This window comes from Clostridium magnum DSM 2767 (assembly GCF_001623875.1).
GTDB lineage: Bacteria > Bacillota > Clostridia > Clostridiales > Clostridiaceae > Clostridium_AM > Clostridium_AM magnum.
In genome coordinates, this window is the sequence record NZ_LWAE01000002.1 from 1,007,644 (window position 1) to 1,024,347 (window position 16,704).

Consider the following 16,704-nt stretch of genomic DNA (forward strand, 5'->3'; position numbering starts at 1 on the left):
AACGCAATTCACCACCCACTTTAGAAGATAGGTGTACTTTTACCGGTTTTAGATAAAATTGGATATATGAAAGGAGTAATTTATGGGCTTATTCAGTAAGAAGAAAGATAAGAAGCAGCAATCAGTGAAAGAAAATAATAAGGGTTCCAAGAAAGATACAAAAGGTAAAGCTAATGAAGATATATCAGAGAAAATAGAACTTAATGATGAAAATTCAAATGTATTCCTTAAGAATAAAAGGTCACTTAAAGACCTTATAGCTCCAGAAAGTATAGATTTTACGGTAGATCACAGATATGCAGAAATTGGAGATAAGAACTACATGAAGAACTTTTATGTTGGACTTCTCCCTAATAGCGTTAATTTCGCAAGTTTTCTACATGGTCTTTACAATTTTGGAACAGTAGATACTTCAATCTTTATCAGACCAATAGATAATGAAACTGCAAAAGCTGATTTATCAAAGCTTAGAACTAATCTTGAAATGGAGTACCTGGACAACGGAGGTAGTACAAACAGAGCGGATGATATGGCTTCAAAGGTTGCAGAAGCTAGAAGACTTAGGGAAGAAGTACGTGATGGTTTAAACAAAATATATGAAGTAAGTATTCAAGGTACTTTATATGAAGATGATTTAAGAACTTTGAAAAACAGTACTGACCAATTAAAGGAGATGCTTTCCCAACAGGATATAGGACTTAAATCCGCTACTTACTGTCAAGAAGAAGCTTTCACTTCAAATAAGCCTCTAAATGACAATAAACTTGGTGAGTGGCACACATTTGATAAGCGTTCCTTAGCTTGTGTGTTTCCTTTTACATCAAATAATATAAATCATCCTAATGGTGTGCCAATCGGCTTCAACATGGACAACGGTTTACCAATTTTCTATGATACATTTCATAGGGGCTTAGACAATTACAATATGGTTATATTCGCTAAGTCAGGGGGAGGAAAGAGTACCTTTATCAAAATGCTTGCTGCTAGAAGCTCAACCTTAGACAATGTGCAGAATATAGCACTCGATATCGAACCAGAATATCGAGACATAGCAGATACTCTTGGGGGGGTCAATATAGATGTGGGCTCAATGTCAACAACTATAATTAATCCTTTTGATATAGTAGTGGACATTGTAAAAGATAAGCTCACAGGAAAGCTAGTAGAGAAAATATTACTTTCTGATAAAATCAACGGAGTTACATCCATACTTATGACCATGGCAAAGGGGCAGACAGAAAACAATCTTTACTATGGTGACATGACAAGAATGATAATCAAGCAGATAGTTAAAAAGTGTTATGACGATTTAGCAATTACAGAAGATCCTGCAAGTCTTTATAGGAGGGCAGATGACCAATTAGTAGGGGATAAGATAGTTGGAGGTTTAGTTAAAAAGGAAATGCCAACTATCAGTAAGTGGTACCAGACACTAGAAAAATGTCCAATGAGAATACTAATTCAACATATGAGCCTTACTTTGATTACTTACTAATGGTAATGAGAGATTACTGTAGATATACCAATGGTGGATTCACCTGTTTTGATGGCCAAAGCACAGTAACTTTAAACTATGAAATACCATTTATAAATTTTGATTTATCTACTTTAAATGAGAAGTCTGAGTTACCACTAGCTCAACACATACTATGTGACTTTATATGGGAGCAGTTAGTAAAACGTAACAATTCCTCTCATAAAATAAGAGTCCTAATAGATGAAGCCTGGAGACTTGTAAAAATACCAGAAGCACTAGAGTTTTTAGATAAGATGTTTAGAAGAGCTAGAAAGAAAAATACTTCAACTGTTGTTATTTCACAGCAGTTTCATGAATTCTACAGTGAAGGAACAAAATCTATTATTAAAAATGCTGATACTAAACTATTCCTACCACCAGATGCAACTTCTGTAAAAGATATTCAAGAGGTATTCCAGCTAACAGAAGGAGAAGCGGAGTTCTTAAGAACTTGCCGAAGAGGGGAAGGATTGCTAAAAGTAAATAATATATCAGCAAAATTGGAGATTGAAATTCCTCCAGTAGAAATGGAATTCGTTGAAACTAATCAAAATAACAAACATGAAAGGCAAATGGAGAAGCAAAAGGTAGGTGTTGCTTAGTATGAAGCAATTTGCAAAGTATCTTTTAGATAAATATAAAAAAATAAATAAGAAACAATTTGTTATTACTTTTGGATTAGCTTTATTAATAACAGTAGTATTCTCACCACATGCTTTAGCTTCAGCAGATAAGCCCAATATAGGAGAAAGAATTCTAGCCGGAATGGTTAATGCTATGGCAGAGGGGTTAAATGCAATAGTATCAGGCTTAGGCACTATTGATAAATTATTATTCAATGTAGGTAATGAAAAGACAATGGGATTAACTTTGCTAGCAAATGATAAACTATCAACTTATATTTTTAGAGTATATCAGGATATTTTGTCATTAGCAGCTTTGGCTTTTGTCCCTATGGGGTTGGTAATAGGAGTTGATTTTGTAAGAAGTCAAGATAATGCTCAGCATAAAGCAATATTAAAAGAAAAGCTTCTTAGATTCGTATTAACATTCATTTTATTAACTTCAATGCCTGTAATTATGGACATGCTTTTTACTGTTAACAATGAATTGGTTAAGTTATTTAATGCTATGGGGCAGACAGTATTACAGGGAAGTGGAGTAGAAATAAAGAAAGGCTTCTTAGTTGAAGCATTCCAAAAGAAAGCATTAGATGGAAGTTTACTTGATGCATGTATTTATATGATGACTGTTGTTCTAAATGGATGGCTAGTTTTCTACTACATGATAAGGGATTTGACAATAAGTTTCTTATTCTTGTTATTCCCTATAATTGCAATTTTTTATCCTTTCCAGAAGGGAAAAGTTGTTGGTTGGTTTAAGGAAATGTGCTCAAATATCTACTCTCAAGTAATTCAAGCGGGAATCATGGCAATTATACTTGGGATGTGTGCTACAATGAGTGACTTTGGAAAAGTAGATCAGCCTACAACTATGTATCAATCTTTATTTGCCTTAGTTGCATTTGCTTCAATCATACCAATGACATCCGTTTTAAAAAGAATGGTTGGACTAGAAGGAAATGTTGGTGCAGCTTCTAGTATGGCTGGAGTGGGTGCATTGATGGGTGCTATGGCACTAGCAAAAGGTGCTACTACATCAATAAAACAAGGTGTAGGTAACATTAGAGAAGGTAGAGCAGAGTTAAAAGATTTAAATGCTCAGGAACAAATGCTTAAAAATAATGTATCTACTGAAAGTTCAGTAGACAATAAGGAGTTATCTCCAATACATGCACAACCTCAATTAAACATGGAGCAGATTCAAAGCAAAAGGGCTGAAGCTAGAAGAAAAATAACACAAGGTGCAGTAAATCTAGGTGGGTCAGCTTGGGTAGGTAGCACGTGGGGAATTGGAGGAAGTGTGTTAGGTGGTAAAGGTGCAGCTGCAGGTGTAGCAGCAGGTGTTATGGCTGGTGGATATGTTGGAGATAAGGCAGGTAAAAAGGCTTATGATGTAGGAGCTAACCTTAAAGAAAAAGGTCAAGATATCGCATTTGGAGTTGGAGTAAGACCAGACTTAAACGGAATCACTGAAGGCAATGAGCAGATATTTAAAGGTGGGTTAGCACATTCAATAGCAACAGGAAATTTTAAAGAGGACTTTGGTAACTCTATTTCAACGATAAAAGGTAACTTATCTAATATGAAGGAAAATGTGAATGGTAACTATATAAAGACAAAAACATTAAAAGATCTTCAGGGTATTAGAACTAAAGAAGATAAAGAATTGATTGCTAATAGATATGCGGGAGTAGATAACGAAATATTTGACAAAGATCCTGAGTTCCAAAAACAGGAGCAAGTAGCAATGGCAACTAAAAAGAGGTATGAAAGGTTAGGACAACATGACAAGGCATTTAGAGCTTATGCAAAGCATACTCCAACGAGAAATTCACCAGAAGAATTAGAAAAGATAGAAGGTTTAATGATGTATAGAGATAAGGATATGTCTGTAGCCTATACCCAAAAGGAAGTTGAAGTAGATGTGAATGGTAAAAAGGAAAAGCAAATTCAAAGGGAAGTTCACTGGACAGGCACAGGAGATCCAAGTATTGTTTATCCTCAAGTTCAGCCAATAACATTCAATGATGGTAGTACAGATTTAACATCCGATAGAATTAGAGAAATATATGATGTATCTCAAAGCTATGCCGATAGCGTGGTTCCTATAACTGAAAACTCAAGTAAAGAAGATAAGGCTTTGAACTCTCAAATGCAAAAACAATATTACAATCAAGCTATTAAATCTGAACAAGAGAGAATTGTTAAGGTAAGAGTTGAATTAGGGTCAAATAGAGCCTATATTCCAACTGCACCAGAAACATATAAGCCAATACCAAATGCAAATCGTGCCCCGTTGGAGGAGTCGGCTAGTAAAGTGGAAGAATTAGATTTTATCTCTCAAAAGTTAATGGAACAAGCAAGTAGATTAGCTTCAGTGCATGGAGAAAAGGTACAGGACCCTAACGTATATGTAACAGGAAATATATAGAACAATTATAAAGCATAAGGAATAACCACCTTATGCTTTATAAAAAGGTACACAAGATGGGCGGTGAGTAAAATAATTGGAGTTTCTAGTTGGAGTAATTAATGCAGTTAGAAAAGGGAGTAAAGCTATTAACTTAGGGGCAAGAGCTGTTGGTGGAACAAAAAAAAGCATGGGAATCTTATTAGAATTTTTTAAAGGCTATTTAAAAGGATTAGCAGCCTATATTATCATAATAGTTCTTGTTATTGCAATGGTAATTGGAGGAGTAAGAAGTGTTTTTGAGTATAGTGTAAGTAAGGGTGGAGATAATTATAGTCTTTCAAAAATAGCAGCTTCTATTTCTTCTAAGGAAGCAGAGGAACTAATAAAAGATGGAAGCTCACTGAATCCACAAAAATTAACTCAATACGGTAAAACAGAAGATAGCAGTTATCCTAAAAGTGCAACAGTAAAAATGCACACAATTGATGATGGGAGAGATACTGTATCTGATTATAATTTAGACTTAACTAAGACAAGCTATCAATTCCGAACTCCTTGGCAATTAGTAGCTGGAATAGATGTTGCAAAGGACATATTTACAGATGCAAGTGACTTGTCTGTAGTAAATTCAGCAAGCACTTCTCTGATTCCTCAATTTCAATGGGGATACGATAAATATACTAAAGATGTAACTGATTCAAGAAAAGAATATGTTATTGAAACTACTCAAGATAAAAATAAAGATGGGGCATTAATAGGGAAGCCTACAGAAATTAAAAATACGAAAGATCAAGCGAGGCAGATAGATGTTACTAAGAAATTTCCGCTTCCTTTTCCAGATACAGTATCAACACCGTTAAAAAAATATACTTATCATTTTGCTTTAGATAAAACAACGAAGGATGACCCTTGGAGTTCTCCTATAGTAGTGGGTACTCCAAGACATTGGGATGAAACAGTGCAAGATGGAATGGAAGATGATTTATCAAAGCCTATATATGGCAATGATTATAGTTCACCTATATATGGTAATGATTATAGCTCCCCAATTACATCATCTGTAGAATATAATACATTTAGAATTTTAAACATGAGTGGTAATGGAGGGACTTTTGATGTTGAGGCCACAACAAATGGATTCTATAGTTTCACAGGGAATGAGTGGTATCAATATGCCTATTCTGATGGAGATTACTATATTTTTGATGATTACTCATCTGGAGGAAACTCAATTAGAATACCTCAATACTATGTAAGTCCAAGTGATACAGTTGTCTTTGAAGGGAATACAACTCACCGCCAAAACACAGGTGGTTATGCACAAAAGGTAACTGGTTATGGTCAAAAGGTAATAGGATATGAGCAGAAGGCAAAATACAAAACGGTGCATCACGTAGAAACAAACTATAAGATAGTAAAACAAAAGATAGTTGAAGATCAGATTTCCTATGTTGATGAAGAAATAAGTCCTCAACCAATAATTAGCTTCGTTGACCAAATAGGAATAAGTAGAACAGACTTAGCATTAGTGCATGATTTACTTGAAAATATGCCTAATGCTGCGGATATAACTGACGATCTTCAAAAAGTTATTGATGGAAACTACTTAAATAGTGGAATGTACTCAGGAGCAGTAGGAGGGGCACTTAGCGGGGCAGACCTATCCTCTGAAATTCCGTTATTTATTCAGTGGGATGAACGTTGGGGAAACATAGCATATGGAGGTTCTGGAACTATTGCTACATCAGGATGTGGTCCAACAAGTGCTGCAATGGTTATAACAGGACTATCAGGTAATTTAACTGGATTAGATAGAAATGGTGATGGTATATTAGATCCTTCTGAATCTGCAGCATATTCCGTAGCCAATGGATTTAGAGTTGACAATCAAGGAACTTCATGGGGCTTCTTCTCTAGCATAGGTGCAAAAGCAGGGCTTAAGGTAAGACAGTATACACCGTCTGATTATCAAACAGTATTACAAGAACTACAAGCTGGCCATCCTGTAATTGCATCAATGACACCTGGAGTATTTACGCGAGGGGGGCACTTTATTGTTTTAACAGGGGTTACACCTGATGGAAAAATAACAGTTAATGACCCTAATAGTCCTGATAAAAGTAAACAAACATGGGATTTTAATAGCATAATTGTAGCACAGGCAGCTCAATTTTGGGCATTTGAAAATCCTAATATGGTTTCCGAAGCCTTCCAAATGACAGTTTACGGTGGTCAGAGAGATGCTATGGAAGGAATTTTAGGAATAACTGCTGATGGAACAGATGTAAGGGGATACAGAGATTTTACCCCTAGAATTATAGCAACTGATCCTAAAGTAATTCCAACAGGAAGTATTGTATATATTCAATTCCCGGCAGATGTAAGGTATCAAAAGACAGCAGACGGGAAGGATTGGGACATGAATGGGTGGTATACTGCAAGGGACACTGGCGGAGCCATTAAAGGTACTCACATTGACCTATTTATGGGATATGGAGATTACGCTAAGGCAATGATAAATAAAATAGGTACAAGACAGGTTAAAATAATGAAGAGGCAAAAAGCTGGCAACTAATAATTGATTACCGCTGCCTGTAGGTAGCGGTAGTCCAAAAGAACTGAAATGTATTTGGAGGTGAGTGGTGACTAAATGAAGAAGAAAGGTATATTGATTATAAGTTTAATCTTTATTGTCTGCATAACTGTTTTTGGAATATATAAATATACCCATAGGGTTAAACCTCATGAATTTAAAACTGATGTAGAAAGACAAGAATATATACAGAAGTTCTCACAAGTACAGGGAGAAAATAAGGAGAAAGCAATAACTGAAAATGCGGGAGGTTTAACAGAAGTTAGATTAAGCAATAAAGGAGCGTTAATGAAATACAATAACGTTGATATTATGCTTTCTACCGACCAGAAGATAGCAGATTCAATAAAGCTAATCCCTGCATTATATAAAGATACTAATGGTATAAAAGATGATGAGATTCAGCGTTATTTTGAGAAGAATAAATCAACTATTATAACTGTATTAGGAATAGATACTCTTCCTAAGTTAAAGGATTTTATCAAGACTTTAGATTTTCTAAAAAATGATACTATAAAAGAAGCTAAGATTGATGAAAATTCTATGAAAAAGGAAGGGAACATCCTAAACTTTGATTTAATTATTACTACTCAAAATAATAAAACTGCTACTTACCCAATAAAGGTTATAGCAACAGAGCAGAACGGAAAAATAAATTGCTTAGTTTATTGGAGATAGAAGGGGGAGGGAACAGTTGAAAAATTTTTATAAAAGTTTATAAAAGTTTACTATTTTTTAGCAGACTTTAAAAATAACTCTATGGCTTTATCTAATAATTTTGATAAAGGTATTCCAGTTTCTTTTGAATACTCTTTAAGTTTATTGTATAACACTTTATCTACTGCACTATTTGGAACAACTCTATTTTTTAAATTTGGATTTGGCATAATATCACCTCAAACTTATTATATTATTTCAGAAAGTGACGGTCAAGTGATTGTCACTTATGGTATAATAATTATAGGAGGTGAAAAGTATTGATAAAAGCGTTAAAGATTAGATTATACCCAACAGATGAACAAATAACTTTAATGAACAAACACATTGGTTGTATGAGATTTATTTATAATTGGGCTTTAGATAAACAGATTAAGAATTATGAATCTACTAAGAAAAAGCTATCAGTTTCAGAGCTAGGTAAAGAACTAACTTTACTTAAAAATACAGAAGGTTACGAATGGCTTTATGAAGTAAGTAATGCAACTCTTAAAGAAAGTATAAGGGATTTAGATAAAGCTTATAAGAATTTCTTTAATGGAAGTGGTTTCCCTAGATTCAAAAGTAAAAAGAAATCTGACCCCAAATTCTACAGTAGATATGAAAAAATTTATTTTAAAAATGGATTCGTTAACCTTGAAAAGATAGGAAAGGTTAGTTATAAATCAGACTATGATATAGATTTAACTACTATAACTAAGTTTAGTAATCCGAGAGTAAGTTTCAATGGTAGGGTATGGGTGCTTTCAGTAGGTATAGAAACACAGGTAGAAAGAGAGCAATTAAATGACACTAGTATTGGTGTGGATTTAGGCATCAAAGACTTAGCAATAACAAATATTGATGAACTAGATACTACAAATATTAATAAAACCAGTAAGGTTAAAAAGTTAAAGAAGAAATTAAAAAGATTACAAACACAATGTTCACGAAAATATGAAATGAATAAAAAAGGAGGGAGTTACCGAAAGACTGCGAACATTGGAAAACTTGAAAAGAAGATTAAAAAACTTCATAGTAAACTCAAAAATATTAGATTAAATCATATACATCAAGCTACTTCTAAGATAGTGAAAGCCAAACCTTTTAGAGTAGTTATGGAAACATTAAAAGTATCCAATATGATGAAAAATAAACACTTATCAAAGGCAATACAAGAACAAGGTTTTTATACATTTATAGATCAAATGAAATATAAATGTGAAAACTATGGTATAGAATTTATTCAGGTACCGACGTTTTACCCTTCAAGTAAAACTTGTAGCCATTGTGGTTCTATTAAAAAAGACTTAAAACTTTCTGATAGAGTTTATAAATGCGAGTGCGGTTTTAGTGCTGACAGGGATAAAAACGCTAGTTGTAACCTTGCGAATTATGGTTTAGAAATATCAGCTTAAAAGATATTCTAAATTGGGGAATCGTTACACCCCACTATTGAAAAATAGTAAAGCCTATGGAGTGTTATACAAACCAAAGTAGCTTAGGCAAAATGGGATATTATGAAGTAGGAAAGAAACAAAATTGTAGACTTTTATAATCTTCTTATAAAGTTTTATAGACTTTTGGTAACGGAGGGGAATTGACTAAGAATCAAAAACTTGGATTAATTATACTAACTTCCTCTTTAATAGTTTTAGTACTATTATTAATACCTTCTACTATTAAGGATAAGGCAGTAGAAGCGAAAAGAAATGAGATTAGCCAAAAGGCTAAAGAAATAGAAAGTAAAAAAGCCGAAGTTAAAAAGGGTGTAAGTTCAGCAGATGATGTTGTAATAAATCAAATTCTAGGGGATTTTACAGCTGCAATAAATAAAAAAGACTTTGATAAAGCCTATTCTATGCTAGATCAAGCATATACAAAAGACTTTGATTTATCTAAAGATACCTTTAAGGACAGATACAACTTTGCAAATGAGAAGAAGTTAGTTATTGAGAATACTGACAGCAAACACTCTGATAGATGGGTGGTGGAATTAGTTTTCCAAGATACCAATGCACCTAAAGATAAAGGAATGGTTAGAAAAACCTTCACCATATATAAAAAGGGAGAAGGTAAATATGTCTTAGCTGATGTAGGTATATTGGTAGAAAACACAGTTAATAAAAAGCAACAGGTTGCACCGGGAGTTACATTTACCTTAGAAAAAATGTACGTTCAGCCAAATGGATCAATAGCTATCATAACTGTTGAAAATAAGACGAAAGTATATTTTACCATGCAGAATGGAAGATTTGCTTTCTATGCTAAAGAGGGTACAGATACTTACGAACATAGATTGGTAGGGAATCTATCAGAGGATTATATAATTACACCAGGAATCCCAAAGAAGTTTATAGTTCAATTTAAACAAGTAAAGGTGCCAGATATAATAGGTATCTACTATAAAGGCAGAGATAATACCAATACGGAATCAGATGGAATAAAATCAGATATATTTAATCTCAAATAAAGAAAATACCTCAACAGTTGGGGTATTTCTTTTTTTAGTATTTACTTTTGGGTTTATTAATTCTGGTGATGTAAACTCTATATAAGGAATTTATATAGATAAGTCCCTGTATTCAGTATAAGCAATATTAGAAATGTTATACGTAAGATTAAGAGCAGAAATACTGCTCTTTTTAATTATGGGCTTTAGCCTGTTGAGCGATAGCGAAATATTAAACCACCTGCTTTGCGGGTGGAGGATAAAGGGTTATACCACCAAAAAAACATAGCAAGAAATTAACTTAAGTTTAGATATTACATTGAGTTTTTGAAAAAATACAAAAGTTACCTGTAAACATAAAAGTAGTAAAATTCAATACTGTAGTTCAGAACTTAATGCTATCTAAACCAGATTTTTGAATTTACATCAAGAGTTTGATTAAAGCATATGCACCAAGGCTTGAACAAAGTGAAAGCCAGCGCCTTTAGACGATAGCTAGGGAAACAAGATTTTCAGACTTAGAACAAGCCACCCGTTTCACGGTGGTTCTGACTGTTTTCAATTCTTGCTAAAAAGTGTCTGTATGTTATCGTAGAAGAACAAGTTAAGAGTAGAACATACAAATACCCAAACAATTGAAGTAACTAAGAACAAGACATTATCTGTATTAGTTATGGAACATATTGCTAGAGGAATCAGCATTCTTATAAAACAGGTATTGATAAATAAGTCTCTCCTTTTTAAATTTGGCTTAGTTCTTTAAGTATAGCAATATCTTTTATTAGAATTATTCTATTCTCAAAGAGTTCAACTATATTTTGACTTTGGAAATAAGATAATTTTCTGCTGATAGTTTCCCTGGTTACCCCTATGAAATTTGCCATGTCCTCACGGGTTAAGGTAAGAGTTATTTCAATTCCTTTATCCGTTTTAAAACCAAAAGTTTTAGAAAGATTCAAAAGAAGAGAGGCAAGTCTCACTTCAACATCTTTAGTTGTAAGTGTTTGAACTAAATTTTCAAGTGAGGCTATTCTGTCATGGGCATATTCTAAAACTTTTATACTGATTTCAGGATTGCTTTTAATAAGTATATCAAAATCATCTTTATGGATAATGCACATATTTGTGGATTCAAGAGCCGCTGCATTAAATTTAAATACATCCTTCTTTAGTAAGTTTAAATCACCTAAGAAATCTCCTTCTTTTAAGATATAAAGGATTTGCTCTTTTCCATCTTTAGTATATTTATAAACTTTAATACTTCCATTGTTTATTATAAACAATTTATCAAATATTTCTCCTTCAGAAAATATGATATCGCCCTTTTCAAAGGATTTTTTTGTAACTAAATTTACCACCTTATTAAGGTCTTTATCTGAAAGCGATGTAAACAAGGAAACTTTTTTAGCACAATATTTATGATTACAGGAACAGTAGTCAGCGCATGAGTTCATATTATACCTACCTACATAATTTTTTTAATAAAATTATACACTAATTATCATGTGTTTTAAATCACATACTATAAGTTTAATATCTTTATAATTAAAGTATAGATGAAAATAAAGCATTAATAGCATTTTAAATACAGGAGGGAAAGTAATATGGCAAATATAAGTAATTTAGAACGACAACATGTAGAAATAAAGGATTTATTTTTAAAAATCAAGCAAGGTACTAATTAAAATGACATAAAAGTAAATCTAGATACATTAGTAAGAGATATAAATACACTTGCAGGTAAATTAAATATCCACATGAACTCAGAGGATAAGTTTTTATATCCAGAATTGATTAATAGTAGAGACGAACAGTTAAAACAAATTGCTAAACAATACAGCGAGGAAATGGGTAATATTCACCAAGAATTTAGCAACTATAAAAATAAGTTTAACACAAAAACTAAGATTTTAAGTGATGTGGATGGATTTTTAAAAGAGAGTAAGGAGATAATAAAATTATTGGAAAATCGAATTTCTAAAGAAGATATATATTTATATCCAAAAATGAAATCTCTATAACAAATAAATGAGATTACAGTCCAAAACACATAAATTTTTTTACAAATTAAAAATAAAAGAACTATTAGGAGGATCGTTATGGTTAATAATTTTAAGGTATCAGATAAAATCGGAGATATTGTTACTGTTTTTCCAGGAGCAAGTAATTTGTTCTTAGAGTATAGAATAGATTTTTGTTGTGGAGGAAATAGACCACTAACGGAAGCCATAAAAGAGCAAAATCTCGATGAAAATAAAATATTAACTTTGTTAAATGAGAGATATAAAGAGTTTCAAGAAAAAAATGAGGAATTTACAGATTGGGCGAAGGAAAAACCAAGCAAACTTGTAGATTATATTGAAGGCACACACCATGCATATCTAAAAGAAGAACTACCTAAAATAAGTGAACTTGCCTTTAAGATATTAAAAGTACATGGTAAAAACCATGAAGAACTTTTTAAGGTTCATAAACTATTTAACACTCTAAGAACAGAACTTGAGGAACATTTAGTAAAAGAAGAAGAATTGATATTTCCAGTTATAAAAGAATATGCAGTAGATAAAAATAATCATAATAAAGAAAAGGTTCTAAATCTTTTAAATGAGTTGGAAAAGGAGCATACAGGTGCAGGAGATATAATTAAAGAATTAAGGGAAGTAACAGAACATTATATTGCCCCAAAAGATGCTTGTAAAACCTTTGAGCTAACCTATAGAAAACTAAGAGAATTAGAGCAAGATACCTTTGAGCATATTCATCTTGAAAATAATATCTTATTCAAAAATATATAATGGAAAGGATGATGACCATGCCATTTAAGATTAGTGATACAGTTACTTGGGTTGGAAAAATAGATTGGGAATTAAGAACTTTCCATGGAGAGGAATACTCTACACATAAAGGTTCTTCATATAATTCATATTTGATTAAAGATGAAAAAACTGTGCTTATAGATACAGTTTGGCAACCGTTCTCTAAAGAATTTGTAACTAATCTAAAAAAGGAAATTGATTTAAACAAAATTGATTATATAATCATGAACCACTCTGAAAGCGATCATAGTGGTGCACTTGTAGATTTAATGAAAGAGATACCTAATACTCCAATTTATTGCACAAAAGGTGGTGTTAAAATATTAAAGGGACATTACCATAAGGATTGGAACTTTGTAGAGGTAAAAACTGGGGATACATTAGATATAGGTAGAAATAAACTAACCTTTGTAGAAGCGAAGATGCTTCATTGGCCGGATACTATGTTTACATATTTATCTGGTGAAAATATTCTATTTAGTAATGATGCCTTTGGACAGCATTATGCTTCAGAGTTAATGTATAATGACAAAGTTGATCAGGCAGAATTATTTCAGGAGGCAATAAAATATTATGCAAATATTTTAACTCCATTTAGTAAATTCGTTGTAAAGAAGATAGAAGAGGTATTGAGTTTTAATTTACCGGTTAATATGATCTGTCCTAGTCACGGTATAATATGGAGGGATAACCCATTGCAAATAGTTAATAAGTATATGGAATGGGCAAAGGATTATCAGGAAAATCAGATCACAATAATTTATGATACAATGTGGAACGGTACAAGAAGGATGGCTGAAGCAATAACAGAAGGTATAAAAAGTTTAAATAAAGATATTACAATAAAGATTTTTAATTCATCTAAAAGTGATAAAAATGATATTATTACGGAAGTATTTAAATCAAAAATAGTGCTTGTTGGTTCATCAACAATAAATAAAGGAATATTATCTTCAACAGCAGCAACATTAGAAATGATTAAAGGACTTGAATTTAAGGGAAAGAAAGCAGTGGCCTTTGGTAGTTATGGATGGAGTGGCGAATCTATAAAAATTATTAGGGAAGAATTAATTAAGGCTGGTTTTGAGATAATAAATGAAGGAATAAGAGAATTGTGGAATCCAGATGAAGATGGATTAAACAGGTGCAGAGATTTGGGAAAGGATGTTTTAGAAAAAATCTAATTATATTTTAGGAGGTTTATTATGGAAAAATATGTTTGTACAGTATGTGGTTATATTTATGATCCAACAGTTGGTGATAGTGATAATGGTGTTGATCCTGGAACGAAATTTGAGGATATTCCTGATGATTGGGTATGTCCATTATGTGGAGTACCAAAATCGGATTTTGAAAAAGTAGAATAATAAATTATAAGGATTGAATACAAGAAACTAATTATTACCTTGTATTCAAAATTTTTTAATTAAGGGACAAATGCTAAGTATATATTAATAGATAAAGGTTGTAACGTTAGTTACAGAATTAATTTAGAAAGATTGGTATACTTTAATTAGAGAAATAATGAGTTTGTAAAATTATTGATGATTTAGTGAACATAAAATAGGGAGGTAGACTATATGAGTGCATTTTTAGGAAAAATTCATTATTGGTTATACGATAAAATTAAATTACATGAAAAATTAATAGAAAATATAGTGGAGCTAGCTGAAAGGAATGGCTATAATAATGAAATTCTGTTGAGCGAAAGTTATTCGAAATATGGAGCACCTGTAAAAGGTTTACTAGAAAATGAAATAGAGCATAGTAATATTCATGGCTGGCTTCAGGAAAGAATAATAAGTGTAGAAAGCCGATTAGCATATGTTGTAACTGAATTATTAAAGAATAACATTGTTAAAAAAGAGGATATTAGCCATGTTTTTTATGAAAATGCAGTAAATATAATGAAGGAACTTAGAATCAATGAAGGTTCGCCGGAAGATTTCTTTAAGCTAATTTTTGATTATATGCTTGAAGGAATGCCATGTGATAGGGGAAATCAAATAAATGAAAGTAACGAAACTATGATTACATGGGAAACTACAAGAGATCTTCATAAAGTTTACTGGGATGAAGTTGGAGGTAATATTAGCAATTATTATTATTTTAGAGATTCATGGATTAACGGATTCTTAAGTGCAAGTGGTACAGGATATGAATACACTAGAACAGAAAATGGAACAAATGCAATAAGAAAGGTGTGAGTTTATGGATGGAATTGTTTTAATGATTGAGGAGCATAAAAATATAAAAAGGATGTTAGAAGTTATAAGAAAAGCATGCTTGGGTATAATGAATGGAAAGGAAATTGATTATACGGATTTTGAAATGATGGTTGACTTTGTAAGAAATTATGCAGATAAGCATCATCATGGAAAGGAAGAGAACTTTTTATTTAATAGAATGGTGGACGAACTTGGAGGTGCAGCTGAAAAATTAGTTAAGTTTGGGATGCTTGTGGAGCATGACTTTGGAAGATTATATATGAAGGAGCTTGAAGAAGCACTTGCTAAAGTTAAGGCTGGTGATGATGAGGCAAAACTTGATGTAATAGCCAATGCAGTATCTTATACACATCTATTAAATAGGCATATAGATAAAGAGGACAATGTTGTATATTCCTTTGCAAAGAGATCTCTTAGTGAAGAAATATTAAATAAATTTAATATGGAATGCAATACATTTGAAGAGGAAACGAATAGAGCTGGTGTTCAGAATAAGTATATTAAAATATTAGAATTGCTTGAACAAAAGTATAAGTGATTTATTTTCATTGCAATGGAGGACACGTTATGGCTAGATATGAACAACAGAGACGGTTTTAGAAGTCTAACTTTAATGAATTTAGAAATATAAAAACTGATAAGATGAAGGGAGTGCCACAACCACCGAGTATTAAATCTTACGACCCATCTTCTAAGATTATTAATCTTCCAAAGGTAAGTGAAGAGGTTGTGAAAAAACAGAATATCTATGAATGTATAAAGGAAAGAAGAAGCACAAGATTTTATAAAGATGAATCAATGAGCCTTGAGGAATTATCATATCTATTATGGACTACTCAAGTTATTACTGGTACCAATAAGGCTGGACTTACACTTAGAACAGTTCCCTGTAGTGGTGCAACACATTCATTTGAAACATATTTATTCATTATGCAGATGCAAGGAATACAAAATGGTGTCTACAGATATCTTCCAGTAGAGCACAAGTTATTATTTATGTTTGAACTAGATGGAATAGACCAAAAAATAGATGAAATTACTCTAGAACAACCTTTTGTACCTAATTTTATTAAAAAAGCTGCAGTGATATTTGCATGGAGCACTATTCCTTATCGCTCTGAGTGGAAGTTTGATATTACAGCTCATAAGAAAATTCTAATAGATATTGGACATGTATGTCAAAATCTTTATTTAGCTAGCGAATCTGTTGGAGCAGGAACCTGCGCTATAGGAATATATGACCAAAGAATGATAGACGAGCTTTTAGGATTAGATGGAGATGAAGAATTTGTAATATACCTTGCTGCCGTTGGAAAGAAACGAGATTAAAATTTTAATGTAGTGTTTTTATTAAAGGCATCTTGAAA

Annotated in this window: 16 protein-coding genes; 14 read left to right on the forward strand and 2 right to left on the reverse strand. The window is 32.2% G+C overall.

What is annotated here, in order from left to right; genetic code table 11:
- Window positions 1-82: 82 nt before the first annotated feature.
- The 5 genes from CLMAG_RS12120 to CLMAG_RS12140 all read left to right on the forward strand — a co-directional run bounded on the left by CLMAG_RS12120 (window position 83) and on the right by CLMAG_RS12140 (window position 7,823).
- The gene (locus CLMAG_RS12120; protein WP_066622393.1) at window positions 83-1,495 is read left to right on the forward strand and encodes a VirB4 family type IV secretion system protein; all 1,413 of its coding nucleotides are present in this window, start codon (window positions 83-85) and stop codon (window positions 1,493-1,495) included.
- Window positions 1,441-2,118 carry a TraG/VirB4 family ATPase gene (locus CLMAG_RS12125; RefSeq protein WP_066622395.1) on the forward strand — a complete coding sequence of 226 codons (678 nt, stop codon included), beginning with the start codon at window positions 1,441-1,443 and terminating at the stop codon, window positions 2,116-2,118. The genes CLMAG_RS12120 and CLMAG_RS12125 overlap by 55 nt, the downstream gene beginning before the upstream one ends.
- 1 nt (window position 2,119) lies before the next feature.
- On the forward strand, window positions 2,120-4,570 hold the full coding sequence (locus tag CLMAG_RS12130) for a hypothetical protein (protein WP_066622396.1): 2,451 nt from the start codon (window positions 2,120-2,122) through the stop codon (window positions 4,568-4,570).
- A gap of 76 nt (window positions 4,571-4,646) precedes the next feature.
- On the forward strand, window positions 4,647-7,127 hold the full coding sequence (locus CLMAG_RS33220; RefSeq protein ID WP_066622397.1) for a C39 family peptidase: 2,481 nt from the start codon (window positions 4,647-4,649) through the stop codon (window positions 7,125-7,127).
- 75 nt (window positions 7,128-7,202) lie between these two features.
- Window positions 7,203-7,823, forward strand: a complete 621-nt coding sequence (locus CLMAG_RS12140) for a hypothetical protein (RefSeq protein WP_066622398.1) — start codon at window positions 7,203-7,205, stop codon at window positions 7,821-7,823.
- A gap of 50 nt (window positions 7,824-7,873) precedes the next feature.
- On the opposite strand, the gene CLMAG_RS30750 is transcribed toward CLMAG_RS12140, so the two are convergent.
- Window positions 7,874-8,032, reverse strand: coding sequence for a ribbon-helix-helix domain-containing protein (locus CLMAG_RS30750; RefSeq protein WP_073393264.1), 159 nt, complete (start codon window positions 8,030-8,032; stop codon window positions 7,874-7,876).
- A 90-nt stretch (window positions 8,033-8,122) separates the two neighbouring features.
- Between CLMAG_RS30750 and CLMAG_RS12145 the strand changes: the two genes are divergently transcribed.
- Together CLMAG_RS12145 and CLMAG_RS12150 are read left to right on the forward strand one after the other, a co-directional pair.
- Window positions 8,123-9,259: an RNA-guided endonuclease InsQ/TnpB family protein gene (locus tag CLMAG_RS12145; protein WP_066622399.1), complete on the forward strand. Its 1,137-nt coding sequence runs from the start codon at window positions 8,123-8,125 to the stop codon at window positions 9,257-9,259.
- A 182-nt stretch (window positions 9,260-9,441) separates the two neighbouring features.
- Window positions 9,442-10,314 (forward strand): hypothetical protein, encoded by an 873-nt coding sequence (locus tag CLMAG_RS12150; protein WP_066622400.1) that lies wholly within the window; start codon window positions 9,442-9,444, stop codon window positions 10,312-10,314.
- A 719-nt stretch (window positions 10,315-11,033) separates the two neighbouring features.
- Here CLMAG_RS12150 and CLMAG_RS12155 read toward each other — a convergent pair.
- A complete protein-coding gene (locus CLMAG_RS12155) occupies window positions 11,034-11,747 on the reverse strand; it encodes a Crp/Fnr family transcriptional regulator (RefSeq protein ID WP_066622401.1) in 714 nt (237 codons plus the stop codon).
- A 237-nt stretch (window positions 11,748-11,984) separates the two neighbouring features.
- Between CLMAG_RS12155 and CLMAG_RS33710 the strand changes: the two genes are divergently transcribed.
- From CLMAG_RS33710 to CLMAG_RS12190, 7 genes are all read left to right on the forward strand, one after another.
- Window positions 11,985-12,314 carry a hemerythrin domain-containing protein gene (locus CLMAG_RS33710; protein WP_341420328.1) on the forward strand — a complete coding sequence of 110 codons (330 nt, stop codon included), beginning with the start codon at window positions 11,985-11,987 and terminating at the stop codon, window positions 12,312-12,314.
- A gap of 78 nt (window positions 12,315-12,392) precedes the next feature.
- The gene (gene ric, locus CLMAG_RS12165; RefSeq protein ID WP_066622403.1) at window positions 12,393-13,088 is read left to right on the forward strand and encodes an iron-sulfur cluster repair di-iron protein; all 696 of its coding nucleotides are present in this window, start codon (window positions 12,393-12,395) and stop codon (window positions 13,086-13,088) included.
- Window positions 13,089-13,105: 17 nt separating this feature from the next.
- Window positions 13,106-14,293 (forward strand): anaerobic nitric oxide reductase flavorubredoxin, encoded by a 1,188-nt coding sequence (locus CLMAG_RS12170; RefSeq protein WP_066622405.1) that lies wholly within the window; start codon window positions 13,106-13,108, stop codon window positions 14,291-14,293.
- Window positions 14,294-14,314: 21 nt separating this feature from the next.
- Window positions 14,315-14,476 carry a rubredoxin gene (rd, locus tag CLMAG_RS12175; RefSeq protein ID WP_066622407.1) on the forward strand — a complete coding sequence of 54 codons (162 nt, stop codon included), beginning with the start codon at window positions 14,315-14,317 and terminating at the stop codon, window positions 14,474-14,476.
- Window positions 14,477-14,689: 213 nt separating this feature from the next.
- Window positions 14,690-15,316, forward strand: coding sequence for a hypothetical protein (locus CLMAG_RS12180; RefSeq protein ID WP_066622408.1), 627 nt, complete (start codon window positions 14,690-14,692; stop codon window positions 15,314-15,316).
- 4 nt (window positions 15,317-15,320) lie between these two features.
- Complete coding sequence (locus CLMAG_RS12185; protein WP_066622409.1) at window positions 15,321-15,875, forward strand: hemerythrin domain-containing protein; 555 nt, start codon at window positions 15,321-15,323, stop codon at window positions 15,873-15,875.
- Window positions 15,876-15,964: 89 nt separating this feature from the next.
- On the forward strand, window positions 15,965-16,666 hold the full coding sequence (locus CLMAG_RS12190) for a SagB/ThcOx family dehydrogenase (protein ID WP_242873034.1): 702 nt from the start codon (window positions 15,965-15,967) through the stop codon (window positions 16,664-16,666).
- The last annotated feature ends 38 nt before the right edge of the window (window positions 16,667-16,704 follow it).

Excerpts from the sequence above, each read along its gene's own strand:
- CLMAG_RS12120 (WP_066622393.1), top strand. The coding sequence starts at position 83 with ATGGGCTTATTCAGTAAGAAGAAAGATAAGAAGCAGCAATCAGTGAAA.
- CLMAG_RS12125 (WP_066622395.1), top strand. The coding sequence starts at position 1,441 with ATGTCCAATGAGAATACTAATTCAACATATGAGCCTTACTTTGATTAC.
- CLMAG_RS12130 (WP_066622396.1), top strand. The coding sequence starts at position 2,120 with ATGAAGCAATTTGCAAAGTATCTTTTAGATAAATATAAAAAAATAAAT.
- CLMAG_RS12140 (WP_066622398.1), top strand. The coding sequence starts at position 7,203 with ATGAAGAAGAAAGGTATATTGATTATAAGTTTAATCTTTATTGTCTGC.
- CLMAG_RS30750 (WP_073393264.1), bottom strand. The coding sequence starts at position 8,032 with ATGCCAAATCCAAATTTAAAAAATAGAGTTGTTCCAAATAGTGCAGTA.
- CLMAG_RS12155 (WP_066622401.1), bottom strand. The coding sequence starts at position 11,747 with ATGAACTCATGCGCTGACTACTGTTCCTGTAATCATAAATATTGTGCT.
- ric (WP_066622403.1), top strand. The coding sequence starts at position 12,393 with ATGGTTAATAATTTTAAGGTATCAGATAAAATCGGAGATATTGTTACT.
- CLMAG_RS12170 (WP_066622405.1), top strand. The coding sequence starts at position 13,106 with ATGCCATTTAAGATTAGTGATACAGTTACTTGGGTTGGAAAAATAGAT.
- rd (WP_066622407.1), top strand. The coding sequence starts at position 14,315 with ATGGAAAAATATGTTTGTACAGTATGTGGTTATATTTATGATCCAACA.
- CLMAG_RS12180 (WP_066622408.1), top strand. The coding sequence starts at position 14,690 with ATGAGTGCATTTTTAGGAAAAATTCATTATTGGTTATACGATAAAATT.
- CLMAG_RS12185 (WP_066622409.1), top strand. The coding sequence starts at position 15,321 with ATGGATGGAATTGTTTTAATGATTGAGGAGCATAAAAATATAAAAAGG.